Source organism: Methylobacterium sp. Leaf456 (genome assembly GCF_001425465.1).
Classification (GTDB): Bacteria; Pseudomonadota; Alphaproteobacteria; order Rhizobiales; family Beijerinckiaceae; genus Methylobacterium.
Genome location: NZ_LMQV01000003.1, coordinates 1 through 26,017, shown reverse-complemented (window position 1 = coordinate 26,017; position 26,017 = coordinate 1). Strand labels below are relative to the sequence as shown.

General features: G+C 71.5%; 25 protein-coding genes and 3 pseudogenes. 14 read left to right on the top strand and 14 right to left on the bottom strand.

Annotated features, from left to right (window positions below):
- Positions 1-90: 90 nt before the first annotated feature.
- On the bottom strand, positions 91-774 hold the full coding sequence (locus ASG52_RS04445; RefSeq protein WP_056239625.1) for an ABC transporter ATP-binding protein: 684 nt from the start codon (positions 772-774) through the stop codon (positions 91-93).
- A 222-nt stretch (positions 775-996) separates the two neighbouring features.
- Here ASG52_RS04445 and ASG52_RS04440 point away from each other — a divergent pair, with 222 nt between their 5' ends.
- Both ASG52_RS04440 and thpR read left to right on the top strand, forming a co-directional pair.
- On the top strand, positions 997-1,617 hold the full coding sequence (locus ASG52_RS04440; RefSeq protein WP_056239622.1) for an arylesterase: 621 nt from the start codon (positions 997-999) through the stop codon (positions 1,615-1,617).
- A gap of 4 nt (positions 1,618-1,621) precedes the next feature.
- Positions 1,622-2,194, top strand: coding sequence for an RNA 2',3'-cyclic phosphodiesterase (gene thpR, locus ASG52_RS04435; RefSeq protein WP_056239621.1), 573 nt, complete (start codon positions 1,622-1,624; stop codon positions 2,192-2,194).
- Between the two features lie 165 nt (positions 2,195-2,359).
- Here thpR and ASG52_RS04430 read toward each other — a convergent pair whose 3' ends face one another.
- The 5 genes from ASG52_RS04430 to ASG52_RS04410 form a co-directional block, all read right to left on the bottom strand.
- A complete protein-coding gene (locus tag ASG52_RS04430) occupies positions 2,360-3,199 on the bottom strand; it encodes a metallophosphoesterase family protein (RefSeq protein WP_056239618.1) in 840 nt (279 codons plus the stop codon).
- A complete protein-coding gene (locus ASG52_RS04425) occupies positions 3,196-4,098 on the bottom strand; it encodes a diacylglycerol/lipid kinase family protein (protein ID WP_056239615.1) in 903 nt (300 codons plus the stop codon). The genes ASG52_RS04430 and ASG52_RS04425 overlap by 4 nt, the downstream gene beginning before the upstream one ends.
- A gap of 239 nt (positions 4,099-4,337) precedes the next feature.
- The gene (locus ASG52_RS04420) at positions 4,338-4,847 is read right to left on the bottom strand and encodes a DUF3016 domain-containing protein (RefSeq protein ID WP_056239612.1); all 510 of its coding nucleotides are present in this window, start codon (positions 4,845-4,847) and stop codon (positions 4,338-4,340) included.
- Complete coding sequence (locus ASG52_RS04415) at positions 4,844-5,059, bottom strand: hypothetical protein (RefSeq protein WP_056239609.1); 216 nt, start codon at positions 5,057-5,059, stop codon at positions 4,844-4,846. Before ASG52_RS04415 ends, ASG52_RS04420 begins: the two co-directional genes overlap by 4 nt.
- A 120-nt stretch (positions 5,060-5,179) precedes the next feature.
- Positions 5,180-5,692 carry a ComEA family DNA-binding protein gene (locus ASG52_RS04410; protein ID WP_056239607.1) on the bottom strand — a complete coding sequence of 171 codons (513 nt, stop codon included), beginning with the start codon at positions 5,690-5,692 and terminating at the stop codon, positions 5,180-5,182.
- A 306-nt stretch (positions 5,693-5,998) separates the two neighbouring features.
- Here ASG52_RS04410 and ASG52_RS04405 point away from each other — a divergent pair, with 306 nt between their 5' ends.
- The gene (locus tag ASG52_RS04405) at positions 5,999-7,192 is read left to right on the top strand and encodes a patatin-like phospholipase family protein (protein ID WP_056239605.1); all 1,194 of its coding nucleotides are present in this window, start codon (positions 5,999-6,001) and stop codon (positions 7,190-7,192) included.
- Between the two features lie 417 nt (positions 7,193-7,609).
- Here the strand turns inward: ASG52_RS04405 and ASG52_RS04400 are convergent, their stop codons facing one another.
- The 4 genes from ASG52_RS04400 to ASG52_RS04385 all read right to left on the bottom strand — a co-directional run bounded on the left by ASG52_RS04400 (position 7,610) and on the right by ASG52_RS04385 (position 10,912).
- Positions 7,610-7,738 carry a hypothetical protein gene (locus ASG52_RS04400; RefSeq protein ID WP_056239602.1) on the bottom strand — a complete coding sequence of 43 codons (129 nt, stop codon included), beginning with the start codon at positions 7,736-7,738 and terminating at the stop codon, positions 7,610-7,612.
- A gap of 72 nt (positions 7,739-7,810) precedes the next feature.
- Positions 7,811-8,968 carry an MFS transporter gene (locus tag ASG52_RS04395; RefSeq protein ID WP_056239599.1) on the bottom strand — a complete coding sequence of 386 codons (1,158 nt, stop codon included), beginning with the start codon at positions 8,966-8,968 and terminating at the stop codon, positions 7,811-7,813.
- 344 nt (positions 8,969-9,312) lie between these two features.
- Positions 9,313-10,311 carry a l-ornithine N(alpha)-acyltransferase gene (gene olsB / locus ASG52_RS04390; protein WP_056239988.1) on the bottom strand — a complete coding sequence of 333 codons (999 nt, stop codon included), beginning with the start codon at positions 10,309-10,311 and terminating at the stop codon, positions 9,313-9,315.
- A 208-nt stretch (positions 10,312-10,519) separates the two neighbouring features.
- Entirely contained in the window at positions 10,520-10,912 is a 393-nt protein-coding gene (locus ASG52_RS04385) for a DUF2267 domain-containing protein (protein WP_056239596.1), read from the bottom strand.
- A gap of 146 nt (positions 10,913-11,058) precedes the next feature.
- On the opposite strand from ASG52_RS04385, the gene ASG52_RS04380 reads away from it, so the two are divergent.
- The 11 genes and pseudogenes from ASG52_RS04380 (at position 11,059) to ASG52_RS04330 (ending at position 22,949) form a co-directional block, all read left to right on the top strand.
- Positions 11,059-12,603: a helicase HerA-like domain-containing protein gene (locus ASG52_RS04380; RefSeq protein ID WP_056239593.1), complete on the top strand. Its 1,545-nt coding sequence runs from the start codon at positions 11,059-11,061 to the stop codon at positions 12,601-12,603.
- Positions 12,604-12,880: 277 nt separating this feature from the next.
- The gene (locus ASG52_RS04375) at positions 12,881-13,384 is read left to right on the top strand and encodes a helix-turn-helix domain-containing protein (protein WP_162249969.1); all 504 of its coding nucleotides are present in this window, start codon (positions 12,881-12,883) and stop codon (positions 13,382-13,384) included.
- 190 nt (positions 13,385-13,574) lie between these two features.
- Positions 13,575-13,883, top strand: a pseudogene (gene rplU / locus ASG52_RS04370) (50S ribosomal protein L21); the annotation flags it as partial.
- A 128-nt stretch (positions 13,884-14,011) separates the two neighbouring features.
- Entirely contained in the window at positions 14,012-14,278 is a 267-nt protein-coding gene (gene rpmA, locus ASG52_RS04365) for a 50S ribosomal protein L27 (RefSeq protein WP_056239580.1), read from the top strand.
- A 181-nt stretch (positions 14,279-14,459) separates the two neighbouring features.
- Positions 14,460-15,044: a GNAT family N-acetyltransferase gene (locus ASG52_RS04360; protein WP_056239577.1), complete on the top strand. Its 585-nt coding sequence runs from the start codon at positions 14,460-14,462 to the stop codon at positions 15,042-15,044.
- Entirely contained in the window at positions 15,041-15,523 is a 483-nt protein-coding gene (locus ASG52_RS04355; RefSeq protein ID WP_056239574.1) for a hypothetical protein, read from the top strand. Before ASG52_RS04360 ends, ASG52_RS04355 begins: the two co-directional genes overlap by 4 nt.
- A gap of 124 nt (positions 15,524-15,647) precedes the next feature.
- A complete protein-coding gene (gene obgE / locus ASG52_RS04350) occupies positions 15,648-16,685 on the top strand; it encodes a GTPase ObgE (protein ID WP_056239571.1) in 1,038 nt (345 codons plus the stop codon).
- A 129-nt stretch (positions 16,686-16,814) separates the two neighbouring features.
- Positions 16,815-17,267 (top strand): hypothetical protein, encoded by a 453-nt coding sequence (locus ASG52_RS04345; RefSeq protein WP_056239569.1) that lies wholly within the window; start codon positions 16,815-16,817, stop codon positions 17,265-17,267.
- Between the two features lie 197 nt (positions 17,268-17,464).
- Positions 17,465-20,944: a glycosyltransferase family 2 protein gene (locus ASG52_RS04340; protein WP_156383779.1), complete on the top strand. Its 3,480-nt coding sequence runs from the start codon at positions 17,465-17,467 to the stop codon at positions 20,942-20,944.
- Complete coding sequence (locus tag ASG52_RS04335) at positions 20,944-22,425, top strand: glycosyltransferase family protein (protein WP_056239564.1); 1,482 nt, start codon at positions 20,944-20,946, stop codon at positions 22,423-22,425. Before ASG52_RS04340 ends, ASG52_RS04335 begins: the two co-directional genes overlap by 1 nt.
- Positions 22,422-22,949, top strand: a complete 528-nt coding sequence (locus ASG52_RS04330; RefSeq protein ID WP_056239561.1) for a hypothetical protein — start codon at positions 22,422-22,424, stop codon at positions 22,947-22,949. The genes ASG52_RS04335 and ASG52_RS04330 overlap by 4 nt, the downstream gene beginning before the upstream one ends.
- A gap of 6 nt (positions 22,950-22,955) precedes the next feature.
- On the opposite strand, the gene ASG52_RS04325 is transcribed toward ASG52_RS04330, so the two are convergent.
- The 4 genes and pseudogenes from ASG52_RS04325 to ASG52_RS28190 form a co-directional block, all read right to left on the bottom strand.
- Entirely contained in the window at positions 22,956-23,885 is a 930-nt protein-coding gene (locus ASG52_RS04325; RefSeq protein WP_056239558.1) for a LysR family transcriptional regulator, read from the bottom strand.
- A gap of 154 nt (positions 23,886-24,039) precedes the next feature.
- Positions 24,040-24,270, bottom strand: a pseudogene (locus tag ASG52_RS25920) (EF-Tu C-terminal domain-related protein); the annotation flags it as partial.
- A gap of 1 nt (position 24,271) precedes the next feature.
- Positions 24,272-25,257 (bottom strand): annotated as a pseudogene (tuf, locus tag ASG52_RS04320) (elongation factor Tu); the annotation flags it as partial.
- Between the two features lies 1 nt (position 25,258).
- On the bottom strand, positions 25,259-25,491 hold a 233-nt coding region (locus tag ASG52_RS28190), incomplete at its 3' end, for a GTP-binding protein (protein ID WP_286134294.1).
- Positions 25,492-26,017 lie beyond the last annotated feature (526 nt).

Below are 26,017 nucleotides of genomic sequence, written 5' to 3'. Positions count from 1 at the left end.
TGGATCGAACTCGATCGATCCGGTCCGAACGCACGGCGAAGACTACCGATGGGGTGATGTCGGGCGCGGAAGTATTGACGGTACTGATCTTCACGCCACCGCCGGCTGCTCGATGCGGCCGGCGCGGAGCGCCACGGTGCGGTCGCAGAGCCGGGCGAGGCCGGTGTCGTGGGTGACGAGGACCAGCGTCGCGCCGCGGTCGCGCTTGAGCCCGAACAGCAGGTCCACGATCTGGCGGCCGGTGGCCTCGTCGAGGTTGCCGGTGGGCTCGTCGGCGACGAGAATTGCCGGATCGGGGGCGAGCGCGCGGGCGATGGCGACGCGCTGCTGCTCGCCGCCCGAGAGCTGCGCCGGATAGTGCCGCAGGCGATGACCGAGGCCCACCGCCTCCAGTTCCGCCGCCGCCCGCCCGTGCGGGTCGGGGGCGTTGGCCAGTTCCAGCGGAAGCGCCACGTTCTCGAGCGCCGTCATCGTCGGCACGAGGTGGAAGGCCTGGAACACGATGCCGATGTTGCGGCCGCGAAAGCGCGCCAAGCCGTCCTCGTCGAGGCCGGAGAGGTCGGTGTCCGCGATGGTGACGCGGCCGGAATCCGGCCGTTCCAGCCCGGCCATGACGGTCAGCAGCGTCGACTTGCCCGAGCCCGAGGGCCCGACGAGCCCCACCGCCTCGCCCCGCTCGACATCGAGCGAGATGCCGCGCAACACGTGAACCCGGGCGGGGCCGCGGCCGAGGCTCAGCTCGATCTGCGACAGGGAGACGGCCTTGTTCGACATCGCGGAGGGACCGATCTTGCAGCCAGGATGGACGGGACCGAACGGAGGACGGCGGCCTTGCGCAGCGCGAACGACATGGCGGACGCAGCAGACAGGGGCTCCCCGTCCCGGCCCATCCGGGACTTTTTTGCTATCGGGCTTGTCTCACGGACAGGCCGGGCGCGCGACACGCGGCGCGGTCTCGATATGGGTGCTCTGCGGGGCTTACGAAGGGTCTTCCTGATGGCCGTGCTTGCCGCCGCCGCGCTCGGGGGTACCATGGCCCGCGCCGCCGAGGGTCCGCTCAAGCTCGTCGCGCTCGGCGACAGCCTCACCGCGGGCTACCGCCTGCCCTCCGACGCGGCCTTCCCGGCTGTGCTCGAACGGGCGCTGAAGGCCAAGGGGCGCAGCGTCGAGATCACCAATGCGGGCGTGTCCGGCGACACCACCACGGGCGGGCTCGACCGGCTCGACTGGTCGGTGCCGGACGGGACCGACGGCGTCATCCTCGAACTCGGCGCCAACGACATGCTGCGCGGCACCGACCCGGCGGCCGCCCGCAAGGCGTTGGAGACCATCGTCGTACGCCTGAAGGAGCGCGGCATCCCGGTGCTGCTCGCCGGGATGCTGGCCGCACCGAACCTCGGCGCCGATTACCGCGCCCGGTTCGACGCGATCTATCCCGATCTCGCCAAGGCGCACGGCCTCGTGCTCTACCCGTTCTTCCTCGAAGGGGTGACGGGCAACCGCGCCCACACCCTGGAGGATGGGCTGCATCCGAACGCCAAGGGCGTCGAGACGGTGGCGGCCAGCATCCTGCCCACCGTCGAGACGTTTCTGGACACGCTGAAACGGGGGCGTTGAGGCGATGGCGCGGCTGTTCACCGGTCTCGAAATCCCGTCCGAGATCGCGCAGCGCCTGACGCTGTTCCGCGGCGGCTTGCCCGGCGCGCGCTGGATCGAGCCGTCGGACTACCACGTGACGCTCCGCTTCCTCGGCGAGGTCGATGGCGCCTTGGCGGCCGACCTCGACGCGGGGCTGGCCGAGGCCCGCGCCCGCGCGCCCTTCACGGTGACGCTCGACGGGCTGGCGAGCTTCGGCGGCGACCGACCGCGGGCGGTCTACGCCTCGGTGGCGCTGACGCCGGACCTCGCCGACCTGCAGGAGGAGCACGAGCGCATCGCCCGCCGGGCCGGCGCCGAGCCGGAGCGCCGCCGCTTCACCCCGCACGTGACGCTCGCCCGCCTCAACCGCGAGGCGGATGCGGGCGCGGTGGCGCGGTATTTGAGCGAGGCGGGCGTTTTTCCGCACCTGACTTTCACGGCGGAGCGCGCGGCGCTGTATTCGGCCCGCACCTCCCGCGGGGGCGGCCCGTATCTGGTCGAGGCGGCGTATCCGTTCGGATTGGGCGGCGCCTTCGAGGACGACGACGAGGATTAGGTAGAAATCCCGTCCATCCCACCCACACCCTCATCCTGAGGTGCCGCGTAAGCGGCCTCAAAGGAGGGCTCCAGAAGTCTCAGCGATCCCTGGAGCCCTCCTTCGAGGCTCCGCTTCGCGGGGCACCTCAGGATGAGGGGGATGGATGGGAAAAAAGAACGCCGCTCAGGACGATTCCGGCACCCCCTCGGCATCCGCCCATCCGCGCCCGGTCCACACCCGCACCGTCACGCTCGCCCGCCCGTCCTCGATGCGGATGCGGTTGTAGGCGTTGGGCTCGTTGCCGCGCAGGCGCGTCGAGGTGGCCGAGCCCGCCTGGACCGCGAGCAGGCGCGTGCCCGGCGCCTCGGCCGTGCCGTGATCGACCGTTTCCGCATCGGGCGCGGCGCCGGTCTCGGGCGCCGCGACGAAGCGGGCGTAGTGGCGGTGGAGATGGCCCGCCAGCGTCAGGCCGACGCCGTGGCGGCGGAAGGCGTCGAGGGCCTCGTCGGCCCGGCCGACGAGACGGGCCTCCTCGTCCCAGGGCGGCGGCATGAACGGATGGTGGCCGACCACGATGCGAAACACGCCCTTCGGCAGGGCGGCGAGCCGCGCCTCGGTGCGGGCGATCTGCGAGCGGGTGATCTTTCCTTGAGACCAGTCGGTCTCCGGCGCCCAGGTGCGCACGGTGTTGAGGCAGATCACCGCGATCTCGTCGTCGAGGAAGGTCGGCTCGGTCTCGGGGTGGATGTAGTTCCGGTAACGGCGGAACGGATGGAAGAAGCGCGAGAACAGCTTGAAATGGGCGATGTCGTGATTGCCCGGCACCGCGACCCAGGGCGCACTGAGCCGGGACAGGAAGGCGCGCGCCTCGGCATATTCGCGGCGGCGCGCCCGCATGGTGAAGTCGCCGGACGCGATGATCAGGTCGGGCGGCGCGCGGTTGATCTCGTCCACCAGCCCCTCGACCACGGCCGGGTCGGTGCGGCCGAAATGCAGGTCGGAGATATGCGCGATCCGCTTCACGGCCGGTCCTCCGAAGGTACGATGACGGTGAGCGCGCGGGGTCGGAGGCGGTAGCGCAAGGGCGAAGCGATCAAGCGGATTTCCCCATCGTTCATCACCCTCAACGCGCGGCGGCCCGCCGAGATCGCGAGCCCCGTCCCCTCATGTCGTTCGAGGCCACTCACGCCGCGCCAGTGCCCCGCGGCGAAGCCGAGCGCCAGCCGCGCGAGCCGCCACGGCGGCAGCCGGCGGGCGATGTAGAGCGCCAGCCCCCCGCCATCGACCCGGTCGCGCTCCAGGATTTTCCCGAAACCCTCGGCGTAGTCGTTGTTGACGACGCAGAGCAGGCGCAAGGCCAGCCGCTCGCGTGCGCCCCCGACGCTCACCGTGGCGCGCAGCCGCGGATAGGGGCCGAGATGGCGCAAGGTGGCGAGGGCCAACCGCGCGAGCCCCAACGGGCCGAGGCGCCGCCCGCGCATGCGTTCGCGATGGCGCGCCACGCGGGCCGGCATGCCGATCACCGAGTTGATGAGGAAGACGTGGCCGTTGACCTCGCCGAGATCGACGGCGCGGGATTTTCCCGTCCGCAAGGCGGCGATGGCCGCGTCGAGATCGAGCGGGATGCCGAGGTCCTTGGCCAGCAGGTTCATGGTGCCGAAGGGCAGCACCGCCAGCGCCACGCCGGTGCCGGCGAGGATGCCGGCGGCGCAGTTGAGCGTGCCGTCGCCGCCCGCCACCGCGACCGCGGCGGCGCCCTCGCTACGAGCGGCGCGCTCCAGGCGCTCGGGCAGCGGCAGGTCGGGATCGGGCTCGGGCGCGAGGTCGAACCCGGCGGCGGCGAGCCGTTCGCGGATCGCGCCGGGCGTGAGGCCGTCCCGAAAGGAGCCCGACGCGGCGTTGGCGACGAGGACGATGCGCATGGGGGAGGGGGTCCGGGCGGGTGCGACGCCCGGGCATGGCAGAGGCGGCTGTCGGCCCGATGACGGGCTTCGACGCAGGCTGAAACCCACGGATGCGGAGGCGGGCCTACCCGCGCCGTCATTCCGGGGCGCGAAGCGAACCCGGAATCCACGACTGGCCGCGACGCCTCGTGAGACCGCGCATCACGGGTAGATTCCGGGTTCCGCTGCGCGGCCCCGGAACGACGGCGGAGGGTATTTCAAGCCCGCGGCGGGCGCCGCTCGGCGATGCGCGCCTGGAACCAGTCCCGCAGCAGCTCCCGCTCGTAATAGAAGGTCTGCCCGGAGGAGGAACGGGCGTAGCGCATCAGAAAATTGAGGTCGGAGACCGCCTCCTCCGCCGACAGCACGGTGCGCCGGCCTTCCCGCAGAACGTAGCGCAGGCGGAAGCGCGGCGGGGTGACGTCGTTGACGACGCGCAGGCCGAACGGGACGCCGGCCCCCGGCTGGTCGAAGCCGGCCAGATCGATGTCGAGCACGTCGATGTCGAGGCTCTGGCCCGGCGCCAGCACCCGGCCGCCCAGGGTCTCGAACAGGCGGCGCATCTCGGCTAGCGTCACCCGTAGGGAAGGCCCGGAGCCGAAGCGGCTCTCGGCATCGGTATGGCGCTCGGGTGCGACGAAACGGACGTTGACCTGCCCTTGCGCCAGCGCCGGCAGCGGGGCGGCCAGCGCGGCCAGGAGAGCGAGCGCCCCGAGCGCCCGCCTCATTGGTGCGAGCGGTTGATGATCGCCTGCAGGGCGCGGGCCACCGGCTCGGTGACGGTGCGCCGGTACTTGCGGTGGACCAACTGCCCGTTGTGGTAGATGTCCTGCTCGACGTAGAGGCGCTCGCCGTCCCAGCGCACGATGTTGTCGGATTCGGTCGTCTCCTCGACGCCCAGATCCTGGCGGAGGATCGGTGCGCCGGATGTCGTGTGCATGGATCGCCTCGCGTCGGGTGTCTCGACCTCTCCGTCTTAAGGCCTGCGGCGGCGGGGCACCAGACGGGCGCGCCCATTCGCGTGACAGCGGGCGTCCGACGCTTGAGGCCAGACAAAAAACTACCTCACCGTCACCTGATCCTTGATCCGCTGGTAGGTGGCGCGGTTGAGCACGCGCTTCGACAGGAGCTGATCGACCGACGTGTAGGGCCGATGCCCGATGATCGTCCGGCCGATCGCGCCGCCGCCCTTGAGCCCGTTCAGCTCGGCGAGCGTGGCGGTGTTGAGATCGACCAGCGCGACCGCGGCCGGGGGCGCGTTCTCCGCCGCCGCCTCGGTCGGATCGGGCGCGGCCGAAGGCGGGGCGGGGGCCGGCGCGGGCGGCGGGGTCGGCTCGCGGCGGGGCAGGGACAGCGGCGCGGAGGGCGGCGCTTCGGCCGCCGGGGGAGGGGCGGGCTCCGGCGGGACAGGTTCCGGCGGCGGGGCGGGCCGACTCGGCTCCGACCGGGTCGCGGCGGAGGGCTCGGTGTTCGTGGGGGTGCCGCGCATCCAGACGAACTGGACGATGCCGGCGATGCCCGCCGCCGCCACCAGCACGAGCAGGACGCGCAGGATCGCCGAGCCGCTGAGCATTCGAGCCCTCCCCCAGAGACGTTCCGGGCGCTCGAACCCGGCGCGGAACCGGCGCGACCCGCCGCGTCACGCTCTCAGAACGATCTTAGGGCCTTACCGTTCGGCGAACATATGAGAGGAATTGAGAAAAGCGGCCTGTGCACAGGCCGCTTGCGCGCAACCCGCCGGGTTCTCGGCTCGAGGCCGCTGTGGCCGCACCGCACCATGCCGGCCCCGTCGCGCGCCGCATGCGGGAACGCGATACGGCCAAGCTCGTTCTCTGGTATAAGCTGAGCCGTTCGCACGGGCTCATTGGATTACCGACCGATGTCTCCTCGCTCCCGCTGGTCTCGCCTGCTCGCGGTCGTCCTCGTCGCGGGCCAGGCCGCCGCCTGCTCCTCGCTGCCGCGCACCGCCTACACCAAGGCCGAGGCCGAGGCCGCCACCGTGCCGGGGATGGTGGGCGTGCGCGCTTATGCCGACGCCACCGCGGCAGAGTTCGTCACGATGACGGCGGCGCCCGAGCGCAAGCGGCAGGCCTTCAGCTATCTCGCCCTGTCGGGCGGCGGCGGCGACGGCGCCTACGGCGCGGGCGTGCTCAACGGCTGGACGGCGTCCGGCACGCGACCGGAATTCACCATAGTGTCCGGCGTCTCGACCGGCGCGCTGATCGCGCCCTTCGCCTTCCTCGGACCGGCTTACGATTCCTACCTCACCGAGATCTACACCAGCGGCGTCGCGGGCTCGCTGGTGCAGGGGGCGAGTCTCGCCAACGTGCTGTTCGGCTCGGGGCTGTTCGGCGACGGGCGCCTGCGCGACCTGATCGCCCGCTACGTCACCCCCGACCTGTTGCGGGCGGTCGCCGAGGAGCACGCCAGGGGAAGGCGCCTGCTCGTGGTGACGACCAACCTCGACAGCCAGCGCGCGGTGATCTGGAACATGGGCGCCATCGCGGCGAGCGGGGCGCCGAACGCGGTGGCGCTGTTCACCGACGTGCTGACGGCGTCGGCCAGCATCCCGGCGGTTTTCCCGCCCCAACTCCTCGACGTGCAGGCGGAGGGCCGCGCGTTCCAGGAGATGCATGTCGACGGCTCGGTGGTGACGCCGGTCTTCACCCTGCCGCAGTCCTTCCTCGTGCGCGACGGACGCATCAAGAGCGCGGGCAAGGCCGACATCTTCGTCGTCATCAACGGGCGGCTGGAACCCGAATTCGACGTGACGAACAACAACACCCTGTCGATCGTCGAGAAGTCGTTCACCACCGCGAGCCGGGCGCGCTCGCGGGCGACGCTGGTGGCCACCGACGCCTTCGCCCGTCGCAACGGCATCGGCTTCAACCTCACCTATATCGACGAGCGCGCGCCCCAGACCTCCACGTCGCGCGGCTTCGACACCGGCTACATGCGCAGCCTCTACCAGTCCGGCTACGAGACCGGCCGCACCGGCCGGTTCTGGCACCGGGACGTGCCGGCCGGCCCGCTGGTGAAGGACGTGGTGCAGGAGGCGGTGGCCGGGCGCTGACGCAGCATCCCTCAAGGTGGATGCCGGCTTTCGGTCAACGATGATGCGAACCGGGGAACTGCACGCCGCCACAGGGGTCGGCGCGGTCGGGGATGCGGACCGCGACGGGAATCCGAGCGCGGGGGCGTGAGGATTCGAGCGGGGGGAAACAGCCCGCCGTGTGAGGACGTCATCAGGACAGGGCGGAGAACTGTCGGTCCGACGGACGGCCGCTCGCCATCCGATCCAAACCCGTCATCGCGAGGCGGAGCCGAAACGATCCAGCGCTCCGCATCGTCCAGAAAAGTCGCTTACTGGACCGTTTCGTCGGCGCGATCTCGCTCCCTCCGAAAAGGTCGCGCCCTGGATCGCTTCGGCTCCGCCTCACAATGACGGCGCGGGGTTTCCCGAACCGCCATCGCAAGCGGCGAGGCGGGGTTACTTCCGAAGGATTTTGGTCACCAGCCGGCCGATCGGGGAGCTCGATCCGGCGTTGCGGTCGTCGCGGACGACCGGGCGGTCCTCGGTGCCGAGGATCTTGGTGACGAGGCGGCCGATCAGGCTCATAGCGGGCTCCGCGGGCGAGAGGGAACGGTGCAGCTTATGCCCGTTAACGGTCCATCCCGCGGGGGCGTTCCGTCAGGCGGGGCTGCGCCACAGGCTCGCCGCCACCGGCACCACGAACGCCAGGAACAGGAGGCCCAGCGCGAAGGCGAAGCCGTGCGGCGGGGCGAGGTCCATGCCGCCGCCGACGAGGGGCGGCCCGAGCATCAGCCCGACATTGTAGAGCATCACGAAGGCGGCGTTGGCGCCCGCCAGATCCGGCCCCCGCAGGGAGGCGCCGAGATGGGCGAGGCCGACGGTGTAGAGCGTGCCGGCGATGCCGCCCCAGACGAAGATCAGCGCGGCGAGCCCCTTGAGCGAGTCCGAGACCGACGGGATCAGCGCGGCGCCGAGCGCCCCGAGAAGGCTGGCGCCGAGCATCACCGCGCGGCGGTCGATCCGGTCGGCCAAAAGCCCGACGGGGATCTGGAACAGCACGTTGCCGAGCGCCGCCGCGCTCACGAGGGCAGCGGCGCTGGTGGCATCGAGGCCGATGCGCAGGCCGTAGAGCGGCAGGATCGCGAAGGCGCCGGCCTCGACGGCGCCGTAGAGCGCGGCGGCGAGCACCGCCACGGGGGCGAGTCGCAGGTAGCGCGCGAGCCCGCCGCCCTCGCCGTGGCCGAGTGCGGGCGAGAGGTTGCGGGCGAGCCCGAGCGGCAGGAGCCCGAGGAAGAACAGCCCGGCGCCCGCGAGGTAGGGGGCGAACCCTTCCGTGCCCAGCCCCGTCAGCAGCGCCGGGCCGATGGCGAAGCCGAGCGCCAGGACCGTGGCGTAGATGCCCATGACGAGGCCACGGCGATCCGGCGGCGCCGCGTCGTTGATCCAGAACTCGGAGAGCACGAACAGGACGCCGAGCGTCGTCGAGAAGACGAAGCGGAGCGGGAACCACAGGGCGAGGTGCGGCAGGAGCTTGAAGGCGACGAGGCACAGGCCGCCCAGCGCGATCGCCGAGGCCAGCAGGCGCACCACGCCGAGGGCGGCGGCGAGCCGCGGCACGAACGGCACGGTGAGGATCGCGGCCAGCCCCGCCACGGCGGTGTTGAGGCCGATGACGACGCTCGACGCCCCCATCCGCTCCATCTCTAGCGACAGCAGCGGGATCGACAGCCCGAGCCCGATGCCGACCACCGCGACGCAGGCGATGGCCGCGGCCATCGCGCCGAGGCGGTCGGAAGGGAGGGTGGGGGCGAGCATCTTTTTCGTACGCAGCGGACGGGCGCAGGCGCCATCCGATCTCAGAATTGTTGTCTCGGCTACCTACGCATCCCCTCTCCCCGCCGTGCGGGGAGAGGGCTTTGCCGACCTCGTTGTCGGCAAAGCGAGGCGGCAGCCGAAGGTAAGGGGGCGGCTCAGGATGAAGCCTCACCCGGAGGCGCCCCCTCACCGCCGCTCCGGCTTCGCCTGCGCTTCCTGTCTGCACGACGAGGTGCAGACAGGCCTCTCCCCGCATGCGGGGAGAGGGGACATGCGGCTGAACCGGATCGAGTAATCGGGAGACGGTATGGGCGGGTTGGGCGCCCGCCCGCAACCCGATGGCTTCAGGCCGCGTGCCGATCCGCACCCGCGCCGAAATGGCCGATGTAGCGCGCCGCGATGGCCGCGACCGGGAGCACCACGAGCACGTCGGTGGTGCCGAACTGGCGGTCGATCACCGCGCCGTCGCCGAAGGTGGCGCCGACCCGCAGATAGCCCTTCATCAGCGGCGGCAGGCCCGCGAGCGCGGCCTTGGGATCGACCGCCTCGCGGGCGAGCCGGTCCATCGCGACGTAGCGCTCGGACAGGGCGCGCGCCCGCCACGCCTCGGGGGCACGGGCGTGGTGGTGGAGGAAGCTCAAGGGCAGGGCGAGGCGATCCGGGTCGGTGCCCTCCAGGCTGGCGCAGCCGAGCATCGCGTCGATGCGGTGGTGCAGCACGTAGGCCCAGATGCCGTGCCACAGCAGCTCCACAGTCCGCTTGGTGCGGTAGGGCTTGAGCACACAGGAGCGGCCGAGTTCGAGGAAGCGCTTTTCGGGGTGGCGCTCGATCAGCGGCGCGAGGTCGTACTCGCCCGCCGAGTAGAAGCCGAAATGCGCCTCCGCCCGGTCCTGGCGCAGCAGGCGGTAGGTGCCGACCACCTTCGGCCGCGCCTTGCGGAAGGGTTTCGCCTCGGTCGCCGCGTGGTCGATGACGAGGAGATGGTCGCAGACCGCGTCGTAGGCATCGACGTCGCGGCGCTTGAGCGCGACGAGTCCCGTCGGCACCGCCGACATCTCCTCGTAGAACACGCGAAAGCGCAGGCGCTGCGCCCGGCGGATCTCGGCCTTGGTGGTGGCGAGCCGCACTTCCAGCGTGCCGATGCGGCCGAGGCAGGGGTCGAGCCCCGGCTCGGTCAGCCATACCTTGCGGCGGGGCTTCAGGAGGATCGGCGTGCCGCCGGGGAGCGCGATGTCGCCGCCCTCGAACGTCTGGCGGAAGCGGGCGAAGGGGGCCTGCACCTTCGACTCCCAGCCGGCCTTCCACGCCGCACCGGCCTCGCGCGGGGAAAAATTCGGCAGCATGTCCATCCGACCCGTCGCGTCGAGGCGCGCCCCTGCGCGGCCCTTGTCGACGCGGGGCGACAACACCACGAAGGCCGCACGCTTTTATGACGAAGAAACCGTTGGCCGGACAGGGGCTTGCGCGGTGCCGCGGGGTGAGCCCGCGCAAGCGTCAGGCGATAGCCGGCGAACGAAACCGGCTAACGATTTCAAGAGCTTGGCGAGACGCTCAGACGAACTGGTTCAGGCCGGGGATCGACGCGACGATCGGGCCCATCGTGTCCTCGCCCACCGTCTCGCGGCCATAGGCGAACAGCTCCTGGCCGAGCGGCTGCATCTGGTTCATCGGCACGCCGGCCGAGATCAGCTTCTGGCCGAGCGCCATCACGCCGCCCCCGCCCATCATGCCGCCGAGCATGCCCATCAGCCCACCGCCGCCGCTGTCCTGGGCGTTCGCCTGGGCGATGGCGGTCTCGGAGCCGGGGAGTGCGGCGAGCATCTTGCTCACCTCGGTCGCCGGCCCCTCCTTCTGCAGGAAGGCCAGGATGTGGCCGATCGCGGTGCTGGCGGTCGCCGCGTCGATCCCGGTGCGGTTGGTGACGCGGGCAATCAGCTCTTCCATGAACCTCGTCCTCCTCGGTGCGGAACGTCTGTCGGATGCGTGCACGCCGAAATCAAGGGTTGCCGGGGCGCCCGGCCCTGGATCATGACGCCTTGCAGCCTTAACCTCGGCCGTCCGGGGACATCGCGGTTCGGTCGGGGGGACATATGAGCGCGGATACGGGCACCATCCTGGTCGGCCGGAGCACGGGCCCGACCCCGAAGCCCGAGGTGCTGACCCTGCGGCTCGCCAACCGCCACGGCCTCGTGGCGGGCGCCACCGGCACCGGCAAGACCGTGACGTTGCAGCTGCTCGCGGAAGGGTTTTCCAACGCGGGCGTCCCGGTCTTCGCCGCCGACATCAAGGGCGACCTGTCCGGGCTCGCCGCGGCCGGCGAGGCCAAGCCCCACTTCGTCAAGCGGGCCGAGGAACTCGGCATCGCCTACGAGCCCGACCGCTTCCCGACCGTGTTCTGGGACCTGTTCGGCGAGCAGGGCCACCCGATCCGCTGCACCATCACCGAGATGGGCCCGCTGCTGCTGGCCCGCCTTCTCGAACTCAACGACACACAAGAAGGCGTGCTCAACATCGCCTTTCGCGTGGCCGACGAGAACCAGTGGCCGCTGATCGACCTGAAGGACCTGCGCGCGCTCCTCACCTTCCTGTCGGAGAACGCCAAGGAATTGTCGGCGACCTACGGCAACGTCGCGAGCGCCTCGATCGGCGCGATCCAGCGGGCGCTGCTGGTGCTGGAGAACCAGGGCGCCGCCCAGTTCCTCGGCGAGCCGGCGCTGAACCTGTCGGACTTCATGCGCACCGACCGGGACGGCCGGGGCTTCGTCAATATTCTCGCCGCCGACAAGCTGATGCAGCGGCCCCGCCTCTACGCCTCGTTCCTGTTGTGGATGCTCTCCGAGCTGTTCGAGCAGCTTCCCGAGGTCGGCGATCTCGACAAGCCCAAGCTGGTGTTCTTCTTCGACGAGGCGCACCTGCTGTTCAACGATGCGCCCAAGGCCCTCCTCGATGCGGTCGAGCAAGTGGTGCGCCTGATCCGCTCCAAGGGCGTCGGCGTCTATTTCGTGACCCAGAACCCCCTCGACGTGCCGGAGACCGTGCTGGGCCAGCTCGGCAACCGGGTGCAGCACGCGCTGCGTGCCTTCACGCCGCGCGACCAGCGCGCCGTGCGCGCCGCGGCCGAGACGTTCCGCCAGAACCCCGGCTTCGATGTCGGCAAGGCCATCACCGAACTCGCCGTCGGCGAGGCCTTGGTGAGTTTTCTGGAAGCCAAGGGCACGCCGTCGATCGTCGAGCGAGCGCTCATCGCCCCGCCGCAGGGGAGGGTGGGCCCGCTGACGCCGCAGGAGCGCGCAGCCCTCATCCAGGCAAGCCCCTATCGCGGAAAGTACGACGAGGCGATCGACAACGAGAGCGCCTACGAGATGCTGGCCAAGCGCAAGGACCTCGACAGCGCCCCGGCGGAGGCCGCGGCGCAGACGGAGGGAGGCCTCGGGGGCATGCTGGGCGGCTGGCTCGGCTCCGTGCTGGGGAGCGGCGAGGAGGCCCCCAAGGGCAAGGGCCGGGGGCGCCGCCCCCCGCCGAGCCTGGTCGAGCAGGTGTTGGGCAACGCCGCGCGCTCCATGGCGCGGAAGGTCGGGACCGAGGTGGGGAACGCGATTCTGCGGAATGTGCTGGGCGGGCTGACGAAGAAGTAGCCGGCGCCCCTGTCGAACCCTACGCGCCGCGCGTATATGTAGGAGCCTGACGAGATCGCGATCGAGATCGGCTCGGTCGACCGTGACGTGATGCTCGTCACCGTCTCGACGCCGGCCGGACGCTTCGAACTCCTCGGAGCCGTGAGCATCCGGGCGGGCATCCTGATCGTTGAGGAGGCGCATATCCAGGGCCTGCATCCGGGCGCCATCGGGCGGCGGGGCCTCAACGCGATCGCCCGGAAGATGATGGTGGAAGCCGATGTCCGAGGCCTTGTCGTTGAAGGAAGCACTCGCACGACGGGACGCAATCCCGGCCGCCGACAGCGTCCGTTCCGGTTCCCCCATCCGCCTGCGCCTGAAGCGGGCGGGTGAGATCGCCCGACCGGTCGATCTGGCCCGCCTGCTCACCCGCCACGGCCTTTCGCTGAAGCGCGCCCACGCCACCCTCAATCGCATCACTGCTGACGAGGCGGTGGCGGTCAGGCTCTGGAGCGAGGCGCCGAACGACGTGCCCAGCCAATTCCGCGCGCTCGGTGTCGAGGCGTCGCCGTTGACGATCCCGAAGGTGGATACGCGGGCGATTCGCGCCCGGCTTGGCCTGTCGCAGGCCGATTTCGCCGTGCGCTTCGGCTTCGAACTCGACACGGTCCAGAACTGGGATCAGGGCCGCCATGCCCCGGACCCGGCGACGCGGGTGCTGCTGGCGATCATCGACCGCGACCCGGCGCTGGTGGAGGCGGTGATGATCGATGCCGGCAAGCCAGAACGGACACCCGCCTGACGGGTCTCCATTGACAGCGGCGCACGTCTTCGACTATCCGCCTCACAACGCGCGGCTTCCTCGACGAAGTCCGCGCGTTTCGCGTTCGCGCGCACGGCCATGGCCGAGCTTCGCGCGGATGACCTGAACAAGAAGACGACCCAGGCGCTCGCCAGCGCCGGAGGTCGGCAGAGAACACGAAAGACCAACGATGTTCGCAGTCATCAAGACCGGCGGCAAGCAGTATCGCGTTGCCGCCAACGATGTCATCACCATCGCGACCCTCGAGGGCGAGGCCGGCGCCTCCGTCACCTTCGGCGACGTGCTCCTCTTCACGGACGGCGAGGCCACCCAGGTCGGCACCCCGCTCCTGTCGGGCATCGGCGTGACCGGCGAGATCGTCCAGCACGGCCGCACCCGCAAGGTCATCGCCTTCAAGAAGCGCCGCCGCCAGAACTCGCGCCGCCGCCGCGGTCACCGCCAGGACTTCACGGTCGTGCGCATCACCGAGATCAGCGCCGGCGGCAAGTCCTCGAAGGCCGAGCCACGCAAGGCCCGCAAGGCCGAGGCCGAGCCCGCCCCGGCCGCCGCCGAGTGATCGACTGATCGTCCGAACGCCGACACCCAAAAGAATTCCGGAGCAATCCCATGGCACACAAAAAAGCAGGCGGCTCGTCCCGCAACGGCCGCGACTCCGCCGGCCAGCGCCTCGGCGTGAAGAAGTTCGGCTCGGAGGCCGTCATCCCGGGCAACATCATCGTGCGCCAGCGCGGCACGAAATGGCATCCCGGCACCAACGTCGGCATGGGCAAGGACCACACCCTGTTCGCGCTCGTCGAGGGCAAGGTGCAGTTCGAGACCCGTCGCGGCCGCGCGTTCGTCGCGGTGGTGCCGGTCGCCCAGGCCGCAGAGTAACGGCGGACGCTTCACCGCGACGAAGCGAGCGTCCCGCCGGTGTCCCACACCGAACCGGCGGACGGTCTCGCGAGCTTCGTCAGGAGGCTTACGGATCGGAACACGGGGGAGGATGGGCCGCCATCCTCCCCCTTCGTCGTCCCGCACCGGCGCCCGGCGCCAGTTTGAAGAGCGGACGCGGATGTTCCCCGACCTGACCCGAGACGACGTCTTCCGCATCGAGACGCGGCGGCTGTGGCTGCGCTGGCCCACCGCCCGCGACGCCGAGGCCGTCTCCCGCCTCGCGGGCGATCCGGCGGTGGCCCGGATGACGGCACCGATCCCCTCGCCGCTGCCGCTGCACGAGGCGGAAAAGTTCGTGCTTCGGGCGCGTGCCGGCAACGCCGCGGGGGATTGGCTGATCATGGCGCTCTGCCGCCGGTCGAGCCCGGGGCAAGCCGTCGGCATCGTCGGGATCGAGCCGAAGCCGGAATCGGACGCGCCGCATCTCGGCTACTGGCTCGGGCGCCCGTCCTGGGGCGAGGGGCTGATGGCGGAGGCCGCCGAGGCGATGATCGAGGCCTATTTCGCCTATGCGAACGGGCGGGCGCTGGCCTCCGCGGTGATGCTGGACAACCCGGCCTCGCGGCGCATTCTGGAGCGTTGCGGCTTCGTGCCGGCCGGGCCGGGCGGGTTCTTCTCGGTGGCCCGCGGCGAGACGGTGGCGGCCGACGCGTTCCGGCTCGACCGGGCGGGCTGGCTCGACCGGCGCGGGAGGTCGGCATGAGGACGAGGACCGTCGCCGGGATCGCCGCCGGGCTCACGGCGGCGGCGCTCGCGGTGTTCCTCGCCTCGATCGACCGCAACCCGGTGCCACCGCCGCGGCCGGTCCCGGAGGCGTCGCTGCCGGCAGCGCCGGCGGACCCGCGGCTCTACTGCGAGTTCTACAATTTCGCGAGCCGCACCCCGAAGGTCGGGTTCTACTTCACCGCACCGACCGGGGGCGGCGAATACGCCCAGATCTTCCAGAAGGAGGCGGACGGGGAGCAGACCATCTTCGATCCGCGGCCGGCCTGGACCTACGTCAGGGACGGCGAACAGCCGACCCTGAATTCACCCGACGGGGCGATCACGATCAACCTGTACGGGGACGCGAAGGGCGCGACCCGCCCGGCCTCCGCCGCCTCCGGCGGCTGGTTCGAGGCGGGCCTGCGCAGCGTCCGGTACCTCAACCTCGAAGGCCAGTGCCGCCGCACGGCGACCTGACCAGAGCATCGGCCCGAAAGGTGAAAACCGGCTTTCGGAACAAGCCGATGCAGCATAACAACGCGGAGCATCGTCCCGGATCCCGGATCCGGGACGATGCTCCAGAACCGAAAGACGTTTAGCCGTGAAGTTCCTGGATGAGGCCAAGGTCTACGTGCGCTCGGGCGACGGCGGCCCGGGCTGCGTCTCGTTCCGGCGGGAAAAGTTCATCGAGTTCGGCGGGCCGAACGGCGGCGACGGCGGGCGCGGCGGCGATGTCTGGATCGAGTGCGTGCAGGGCCTCAACACCCTGATCGACTACCGCTACCGCCAGCACTTCAAGGCCCGCAAGGGCGAGCACGGCATGGGCTCGAACTGCCACGGCGCCAAGGGCGACGACGCGGTGCTGCAGGTGCCGGCCGGCACGCAGGTGCTCTCCGAGGACGGCGAGACGCTGATCGCCGACATGACGGAGGTCGGCCAGCGGATGCGGCTCGCCAAGGGCGGCAACGGCGGTTTCGGCAACGCCTACTTCACCACCTCGACCAACCGCGCCCCGCGCCACGCCAATCCCGGCCTCGAAGGCCAGGAGATGTGGGTGATCCTGCGCCTCAAGCTGATCGCCGATGCCGGCCTCGTCGGCCTGCCGAACGCGGGGAAATCGACCTTCCTGGCCACCGTCACCGCGGCCAAGCCCAAGATCGCCGACTATCCCTTCACCACGCTCCATCCGGGCCTCGGCGTGGTGCGCTCGGACGAGCGCGAGTTCGTGCTCGCCGACATCCCCGGCCTGATCGAGGGCGCGCACGAGGGCGTCGGCCTCGGCGACCGCTTCCTCGCCCATGTCGAGCGCTGCCGGGTGCTGCTCCATCTCGTGGAGGGCACGAGCGAGCATGCCGGCAAGGCGTACAAGCTGGTCCGGCGCGAGCTGGAGGCCTATGGCGGCGGCCTTGACGACAAGCCCGAGATCGTCGCGCTCTCCAAGGCCGACGCGCTGGACCCGGAAACCCGCAAGCAGCAGCTCGCCCGGCTGAAGCGGGCGGCGGGCCGCACCGCCATGGTGCTCTCGGCGGCCTCGGGGGAGGGCGTGCAGGAGGCGCTGCGGGCGATCCAGACCCAGCTCGACGCGGGCGCCGCGGCGGAAGCCGAGACCGCGGAGCCGGCAGCGCCCTGGCAGCCGTAGAGCATCGCCCCGACAAGGTGGCCGCCGGCTTGTCGGGAAAAGCCGATGCGGCAAAGCAAGAAGCACAGCGGCGTTAGGCCTCAGCGCCGGCCCGCCCCAAGGCATCGGGCAGGCGCTACCTTGGACCTCATGCGCCCGCTCCTGCTCCTCCCCGCCCTCCTGCTCTGCGCGAGCGCTGCCCGCGCCGAACCGTCCTGCACCGACCTGATCGATCGGATCACCGCGGCGACCGGGGCGACGGTGGCCGAGCGCAGCGCCGACTTCGCCCGGTTCGAGGCCGGGGAGAATTCCTCGCTGACCCTGTCCTGCGGCGGCGTCCACCCGTCCTCGGTCGGGGCGCAGCACCGGAGCGAGAGCCCGCCGGAGGCCTATTACGAGCTGTTCGCCAAGGCCGGCCGCGCCGTCACCGGCATCGGCGCCGATACCCTGCGCGAGGCCGCCAAGCGCGCCCGCGACGCCGCCGGGCGGATGCGCCACAGCAACGTCGAGGCGGGCGGGGCGCTCGTCACCTGCTCGACCATGAAGAACGACAAGGGCCCGCTCACCCTCTGCGCCGTGATCGAGCGCGCCGACCGCTCCTGACTTTTTTGCGGTTTGCCAACGCCTTAGACAGGCAAGTTCGCGCGCAGCGTGAGGTTTCGGCGCTGCCTTGACGCCGGGGAGGGGGCGGGAGAAAACCCGGCGCGTCCCGCCGTCCCGAAGACGGAAGTTTTCGCTCCATGCCCCTCCTCCGGCGCCTCCTCGGCTCCCGTCGGCGTCCGAGCCCCGAGCCGGAGCGCTTGTCCGGAACCCCGGAGCGCTTTCCCGGAAACTTCGAGAAGATCAGCGGCGGCGAAGCGCAGGGTTGGACGACCGACCGGCAGGAGCCGGACCGCCTCGTCACCGTGTCGCTCCGGATCGACGGGCGGATCGTGGCGCAGGCCCTCGCCGACCGCCCGCGGCCGGACGTGCAGGCCGCGGGCTTCGGCCGGGGGCACGGCGGGTTCTCGCTGCGCATCCCGGACGCCTTCGCGAACGGGGCCGAGCACGAGGTCAGCGTGGTCGCCGGTTCGAGCGAGGCGCCGCTGCCGGGCGGCCCCCGTCTCTACCGCGCCGACGCCTCGGCGCCCGAGGTTCTCGGCGAGGGGGAGACGCGCATCCTCGGCCGCTTCGAGGGCGTGCTCGACGGCGCCGCCATCGGCTGGGCCTTCGATCCGGACGCCCCGCTGGCGCGGCTCGACCTCGAACTCGTCATCGACGGCGCCCCGGCCGGACGCTTCCGCGCCGACGCCTCGCGCCTCGACGTCGCCGCGGCGGGCTACGGCGACGGCTTCCACGGCTTCGCCGGCCGGCTCCCGACCCGGGTCTACGACGACCGGCCGCACACGGTGCACGTCAGGATCGCCGGCACGGACATCCGGCTGCCGGGCGAGCCCGCGCTCCTGCGGCAGCCCCGCTCCGGCGTGGCCTATCTCGACCGTCCGGCGGCTTGCATCGCCGGCTGGGCGACGCAAGGGTCGGACCTGGAGATCCGCTACGACGGCGGCCCTCCGGTCAGGGTCGAGGCGCGCCGGCTCGTCCCCGGCTTCGGCAACGAATCCACGGCGATGGCCGCCTGCGGCTTCCGCAGCCCGGTCCCGCCCGCCTGCCTCGACGGGGCGTGGCACGCGGCTTCCGTGCGCTTCGCCGACAGCGACGACGAGCTGTCGGGCAGCCCGTTCGAGTTTCAGTTGCGCACGCCGCCGGTGCGGCTGGGGTTGACCCGCTCGTCGGGGCGGTTGGTCGAGGGCTGGGCCGCGGACGCCCTCCGGCCCGACGACCCGGTGCGGCTCGCCGTCTTCGCCGACGGCGTGGCCCTCGGCGAGGTCGTGGCCGACGGCGTGCGCGCCGACGCCCCCGGCCGCCCGGCCCAAGGCTTCGCCTTCGGCCTGCCCCGCGCCGCGCGCCGGCTCGACTTCGCCCTCGCGCACACGCCGGAGACGCCGTTCGCCAGCTTCTCGGTCGGCAGCGACGAGGCCCGGCCGATGGAGGCCGACGGGACCGCGCCGCAGGACGAGGCGCGCTTTTCCGACCCCGCCCTCGTCGCGGCGATCCGGTCCGCCTTCGCGGCCTTCCTCGAAGCCCCCGGGGCGCGCTTCGACGCCGCTTGGTATCGCTCGGCCTATCCCGATGTTTTCCACGCAGCGAACGGCGATGCGGGCGCGGCGGCGCTCAATGATTACCGGGGGCGCGGCCACAGCGAGGGCCGCTCGCCCTCGCCCCTGTTCGACGAGGCGTGGTACCGCCGCCGCTGGCCGAGCGTCGGCCGGGCGATCGCGGCCGGGCTCATCCCTTGCGGCTTCGCCCATTACCTCGCCGTCGGAGCGGGGGCCGGCTTCGATCCGGTGCCGGGCCTCGACGCCCTCGCGGCCGAGCCGGTGCTCGCCGAGGCAGTGCGATCCGGGGCGGCGGACGCCTCGCTCGACGCCTCTCTGCACCGAACCCCCAGCGGCCCGCCGACGGCGGAACCGGCCGCCCCCGAACCGTCGCTGCCCGAGCCGCCCGACCCGTCGCCCGGCCTCTACGGCGACTGGATCGCCCGGCTCCTGCGGCAGGCGGAAGCCGGGACCGCGGAGGCGATCGAGGCGAGCGACCGGGCGATCCGCGCGCGCCTCGCGGCGCCGCTGCCGGCCATGCCCCTGGTCTCGGTGATCATGCCGACCTTCAATCGGGCCCACACCATCGCCGAGGCGATCGGCAGCGTGCTGGAGCAGAGCTATCCGAACTGGGAACTCTTGGTCTGTGACGACGGCAGCACCGACCGCACCGCGCAGGTCGTGGCCCAGATGGCCGATCCGCGCATCCGCTACCTCGCCTTCGAGCGGGCCAACGGCGCCGTCGCCCGCAACCGGGGCCTCGCGCTCGCCCGCGGCGACTACATCGCCTATCTCGATTCCGACAACCTCTGGCACCCGTCGCTCCTCGACGCGATGCTCCGCGCGCTGCTCGCCGCGCCGAGTCGCCCCTGCGCCTACGCCGGCTATCTCGATACCGAGATCGTCGGCACGCGGGTGGCGCTGCAGGCGCTCGCCGTCGCGCCGTTCGATTCCGTCCGGCTGGCGGAGGCCAACTTCATCGACCTCAACACCATCTGCCACCACCGCCATCTCTACGACTGGCTCGGCGGCTTCGACGAGACACTGCCGCGGGTGCAGGACTGGGATCTGGCGCTGCGCTACTTCTCGATCTTCCGCCCGCTCCACGTGCCCGAACTGCTGGCGTTCTACCGGCGCAACATCGCCTGGGGGCAGGTGACGGCGGCGGCCCCGGTCGAGGACACCAACGCCGTCGTCACCCGCAAGACCGCGGCGCGGCTCGACGACGGCCATCTGCGGCTCGACATCGACTGGCCCGCCGACCCACGGCTGACCGTGATCCTCGGCCCCGAGCCCGAGGCCGCCCTGCTGGCCGAACTGCTGATCCACTTGGGTACCGACGGCGCCGAGATCACCCTGGCCCATGCCGGCCGCGCGCCCGCGCCGCGCCCGCTCCACCCCGCCGACCCGGTCGCCGACCTGCCGCTGGGGCCGGACGCCTTCGCCTCGCCCGAGACGCTGGCGGCGGCCCTCGCACCGTTCCTGCCCCGCGAGGGCGCCGTCCTCGCCCTCGGCCTGCCGGATGGCGTGATCGCGGACCTGTCCCGCCGCCTCGGGCGCCCGGTCGACGGGCTGGTCTTCGACGCCGACGGGCTCGGCATCACCGCCCCCGGCCTTGCCCGGCCGTTCCATCTCGGCACCCTGCCGCTGCCGTCCCCGGCCGAGCCGCCGGCGCCGCCGGACCGCCCGGCCCTGCTCCGGCTCGGCGGTGCGGAAGATTCACTCCCGGCGCAAGGCGACGCGATCCTCGCCCCCGCCGACCTCGCATCCGGGCCCTGGCGGCGGATCGGGCCGACGGGCACCGAGCCCTGGACCGAGCGCGGCCCCGCGGCGCTCGCCCGCGCCTTGGCTGAGGCGGATGCGCTGGCGAGCCTCGCACCGGTCGAGGATATCGGCGTGCTGGGTCTCTGCCTCGTCACCGAGGCGATGCGGCGCGGCCTGCCCGTGACGCTCGCGCCCTCCGCCTTCGCCGACCCGCTGATCGCGGTGGGCGCCGTCGCCGGCCTCGGCGCGGAGCCGTCCGCCGCCGCCCACCCGAGCGCGGCGGGCGGCGGGCGCACCCACGGGCTCGCCTTCCACGCCGAGCTGACCGCGGAGCGGCTGCGCTTCTACCTGTACCGGCGCTGCTTCGAGGGGGATCGCTGATGGGCGAGGGCGAGAACGGTCGGGGATCGCTCCTGCCGGTGCTGCGCGGCGGCCTGCTGACCGTCCGGCTCCCCGGCGCGCGCGGGGCCGACCTCCTGCTCGACGGCACGGTCTTCGCCCGGATCGCGCCGACGGGCGCCTTGCGCGAGCGGTGCCATTTCGTGCCGGCCCCGGCCTTCGCTCCCGGCGCCGTGCTGCGGGCGGTCGATCCCGCCGCGGGGGCCGACCTCGCGGGCAGCCCCGTCACCCTGCAGCCGCCGGACAGGCGCGGGCGCATCGAGCGGGTCGCCGGCCGCTTCGTGTTCGGCACGGTGGAGGGCGAGGACGCAGCGACAGTCCTGGCCTTCGTCGAGGGCGAGGTCGTGGCTCACGCCATCGCCCGCCGGGCCGGGGCAACGCCAAACCTGTCCTTCGTGCTGCTGCTGCCGGTCGCCGTCACCGAGGGGCGGCCCGCCTTCGTGCATCTGGCGCTGGCGGGCGGCTCCGGCCCGTTCGAGGGCGGCCCGGTCCGCGTCGGCACGCAAGCGGCGCCCTCCGCGCCGCGCCGCCGCCGCGCCGCGCAGGCCCTGCGCATGGCGATCAAGATCGCCGCACCCGACCTGCGCATGGCCCCGCAATGGGGCGACACCCACTTCGCCAAGGGGCTCAAGGCGGCCCTGGAGCCGCTCGGCTGGATCGTGCGGATCGATCCGGTCGATGCGTGGTACGGCGGCGAGGCCGTGGACGTCGATCTCGTGCTGCGCGGCCTCGGGCGCTACCGGTGCGAGCCCGACCGGCTCAACCTGATGTGGCTCATCAGCCATCCGAACCTGATCGAGGCGGACGAGCCGGCGGCGTTCGACCACGTCTTCATCGCCTCCGACGTCTACCTGCCGACCTTCCGCCACCGATACGGCGTGCCCTGCTCGACCCTGCATCAGGCGACCGATCCGGTCCTGTTCGCGCCCGGCGCGGCGGCGGGGATCGACACGCCGCTGCTGTTCGTCGGCAATTCCCAGCGCGAGTACCGCACAATGGTGCGCTGGTGCATCGAGCGGCGGCTGCCGCTGGCGATCTGGGGGGCGATGTGGGAGGGCATCGTGCCGCCCAAAATGGTCCGCGGCCCCCACCTCCCCAACGAGCGCCTCGCCGCGGCCTATGCGGGCGCAGGCGTGCTGCTGAACGACCACTGGGACTCGATGCGCGCGAACGGCTTCCTGTCGAACCGCCTGTTCGACGGGAGTGCGGCGGGCGCCCCCATCCTCACCGATCCGGTGGCGGGCCTCGCCGAGGTGTTCGGCGATACGATCCCGACGGTGGCGAGCGCCGAGGACCTGGCCGCCGCGGCGCAAGCCATGCTCGCCGACCCGCAGGCCGCCCGCGCCCGGGCGCTGCGCGCCCGAGACATCGTGCTCGCCGCCCACACCTTCGCGCACCGCGCCCGCACCATCGTCGAGACGGTGGAGGCGCTGGGCGGACCGCGGGTGGGGCGGGTGGCGTGAGGCTCCGCGCCGGCCTCGCCGCGCTGCTCCTGCTCCCGACGGCGGCCCTCGCCGCACCACCGGGCGAGGATCCGTATCGCTGGCGCCTCTCCGTCAAGGGGGTGAAGGCGCATCTTTTCGCCGCCGAGGACGCGGCGACGGATTTTACCGGCGCGCTCTCCTTCCGCTGCCAGCAGGGCGAGGGCAAGATCGAAGTCGGCGTCACGGTCGACAGCACGGAGGAGAAGGCCTTCGCCCGGATCATCGCGGACGACGTCTATCCCGCGGTGAAGTTTCGCGGCGCTCCCGGCGACACGTCTTCTGCCCTGATCGAGCGGATCACGTTCGGGGAACTCGGTGGCTGGGAGTTCCACTTCACGCTGGCAGAGGACGCGGCCGCGATGGACGCCTTCGAGAAGACCGGCGCGCTGGCGCTGTCCGTCGGCACGGTCTACGCGACCGAGTTCACGCTCCAGGCCGGCCTCGACGCGATCACCGCCTTCCGCCGCCATTGCTGGAACGAGCCGGTGTCGCTGCGGCGGTAGCGCCCCCTATCCACCCCCGTGCAGCACCGCCGGCGCCGGATCCCCCCCGTCCAGCGTGCGCGCCACCGTGCGGGCGACGGTGAGGAGGGCCGTCACCATCGGGGTGGCCGGGTCGCGGCGGGGGGCGACGAGGCCGATGGCGTGGCGCAGGTCCGGCTCGACGATGGGGATCGCCCGCAGGCCTTCGGTCGGCCCCAGCGCGTCGGCGAGGATCGCCGGCATCACGCTCGCCCATTGCAGGGTGCGCACATGGGTCATCAGCACCACCATCGAGTTCGATTCGAGCGTCGGCGCGGGCTCGCCGCCGGCCTTGCGCAGCTGCTCGTCGATGATCCGGCGGTTCTGCATGTTAGGCGTCAGCAGGCAGAGCGGAATTTTTGCGAGTTCCGCCCAGGTGACGGTAGCGCGCTCGGCATAGGGACCGCCCGCCGCGGTGAGCAGCTGATAATGCTCGGTGTAGAGCGGCACGGTGGTGACGCGGCCGAGCGGCTCGTTGTCGATGTAGGTGAGCCCGGCATCGGCCTCGAGGTTGTCGATCAGCGAGAAGATGTCCTCCGAGGTGGTCGAGAACACGCTGAAGCGGACGTTGGGGTAGCGGGCCCGGTAGGGCGTGGTCAGCGCCGCCACCATCGGCAGGGCGGTGGGCACCGCGGCGATGCGCAGATGGCCCGACAGGCCGCGGCGGAGCGCGGCGACGTCGTCCTGCATGGCGCGGGCGTCGCCGACGATGCGCCGGCCCCAGGCCAGCACCCGGTCGCCCTCGGGGGTGAAACCCTGGAAGCGCGAGCCCCGCTGGACGAGGCGCACGCCGAAGCGATCCTCCAGGCTCTTCACCCCCGCCGACAGCGTCTGCTGGGTGACGCCGCAGGTCTCGGCCGCGCGCCCGAAATGCTGCTCGCGGGCGAGCGCCAGCAGGAATTCCAGCTTGTCGATCACGCCGCACGATCCTGAAAAGCCCGCGGGGAGGGCGGACTCAAGCGCATGAGAGAATGGCAGCCGCCGCCAAAAGAAAAGGGCCGGCTTTCGCCGGCCCTCCCCAAGTCTCGACGGAAAGGCGCACTCGTGAAGCAGTGCGCCCAATCGGAAAAAACTAGTCGTTGATGGCGGCGACGACGCCGGCGCCGACAGTGCGGCCGCCCTCGCGGATGGCGAAGCGCAGCTTCTCTTCCATGGCCACCGGCACGATCAGGACCACGTCCATCGTCACGTTGTCGCCCGGCATCACCATCTCGGTGCCCTCGGGCAGCGTGCAGATGCCGGTCACGTCCGTGGTGCGGAAGTAGAACTGCGGGCGGTAGTTGGTGAAGAACGGCGTGTGGCGNGACGGTGCTCGGCGGCGGGGCCGCGTTCGGTGCGGACGGGCGCCTGACGAAGCCGAGCTACCACCATCTCGGTGCCCTCGGGCAGCGTGCAGATGCCGGTCACGTCCGTGGTGCGGAAGTAGAACTGCGGGCGGTAGTTGGTGAAGAACGGCGTGTGGCGCCCGCCCTCCTCCTTCGTCAGGATGTAGGCTTCGGCCTTGAACTTGGCGTGCGGCTTCACCGAACCCGGCTTGCACACGACCTGGCCGCGCTCCACGTCCTCGCGCTTGGTGCCGCGCAGCAGCACGCCGACGTTGTCGCCCGCCTGGCCCTGGTCGAGCAGCTTGCGGAACATCTCGACGCCGGTCACCGTCGTCGTGGTGGTCGCGCGGATGCCGACGATCTCCACCGACTCGCCGACCTTGACGATGCCGCGCTCGACGCGACCGGTCACCACCGTGCCTCTCCCTGAGATCGAGAACACGTCCTCGATCGGCATCAGGAACGGCATGTCGATCGGACGCTCCGGCTGCGGGATGTAGGCGTCGACCGTCTCCATCAGCTTCAGGACGGCTTCCTTGCCGATCTTCGGTTCCTTGTCCTCGAGCGCCATCAGGGCCGAGCCCTTGGTGATCGGGATGTCATCGCCGGGGAAGTCGTACTTCGACAGGAGCTCGCGCACTTCCAGCTCGACGAGTTCGAGCAGCTCCTCGTCATCGACCATGTCGACCTTGTTGAGGAACACGACGAGCGCCGGCACGCCGACCTGACGGGCGAGCAGGATGTGCTCACGGGTCTGCGGCATCGGGCCGTCGGCGGCCGACACGACCAGGATCGCGCCGTCCATCTGGGCAGCACCGGTGATCATGTTCTTCACGTAGTCGGCGTGGCCGGGGCAATCGACGTGGGCGTAGTGGCGGTTGGTGGTCTCGTACTCGACGTGGGCGGTCGAGATCGTGATGCCGCGCGCCTTCTCCTCGGGGGCCTTGTCGATCTGGTCGTAGGCTNGCGTAGTGGCGGTTGGTGGTCTCGTACTCGACGTGGGCGGTCGAGATCGTGATGCCGCGCGCCTTCTCCTCGGGGGCCTTGTCGATCTGGTCGTAGGCTGTGAAGGTCGCCCCGCCCGACTCCGCCAGCACCTTGGTGATCGCTGCGGTCAGCGACGTCTTGCCGTGATCGACGTGACCGATCGTGCCGATGTTGCAGTGCGGCTTCGTGCGGGAGAACTTTTCCTTGCCCATCGTGCATTCCTATCGCGGACACGCCGGCCGAGATGCCGGACGCAAAGGCGCCGCCCGCTTAGAGGCTCAAGCGGCGATGATCAAGCAACTTGTCTTGGCAGGCCATCGCGGAGCGGGCGTCCCTCGCTCCGACAGGCAGGCGGCGGGTGACTCGTCCGCATCCGATGCGCCAAGATGCCGGGCTCGCGGCCGGGAAGCGGATCGATTCCGGGCGGCCCACACCGCAGCGGAGAATGCGATCCAATGGCATGGTGGAAGATTGGCATCGCGACCGCCTGCGTGCTCGGCGGCGGAATGTACGGACTGCAGACCTACGCCTTCGCTCTGCAGCCGGCGACCCCGCCCCTTCTGAAAGGCATCAGGGGTGCCGGGGGATGGGGCAGCGGCGGATGTCCACCCTCCACGCCCTTCGACAAGCCCGAGCGTGAGGTCGTGTCCCAGTGTGTGGTGTAGGAGCGGCCCACCGCTGAGGTGGCCATCGCCGGTCTTCGAGTAGGGTTCGAGTTGCGAAGCTTGAACTCTCACA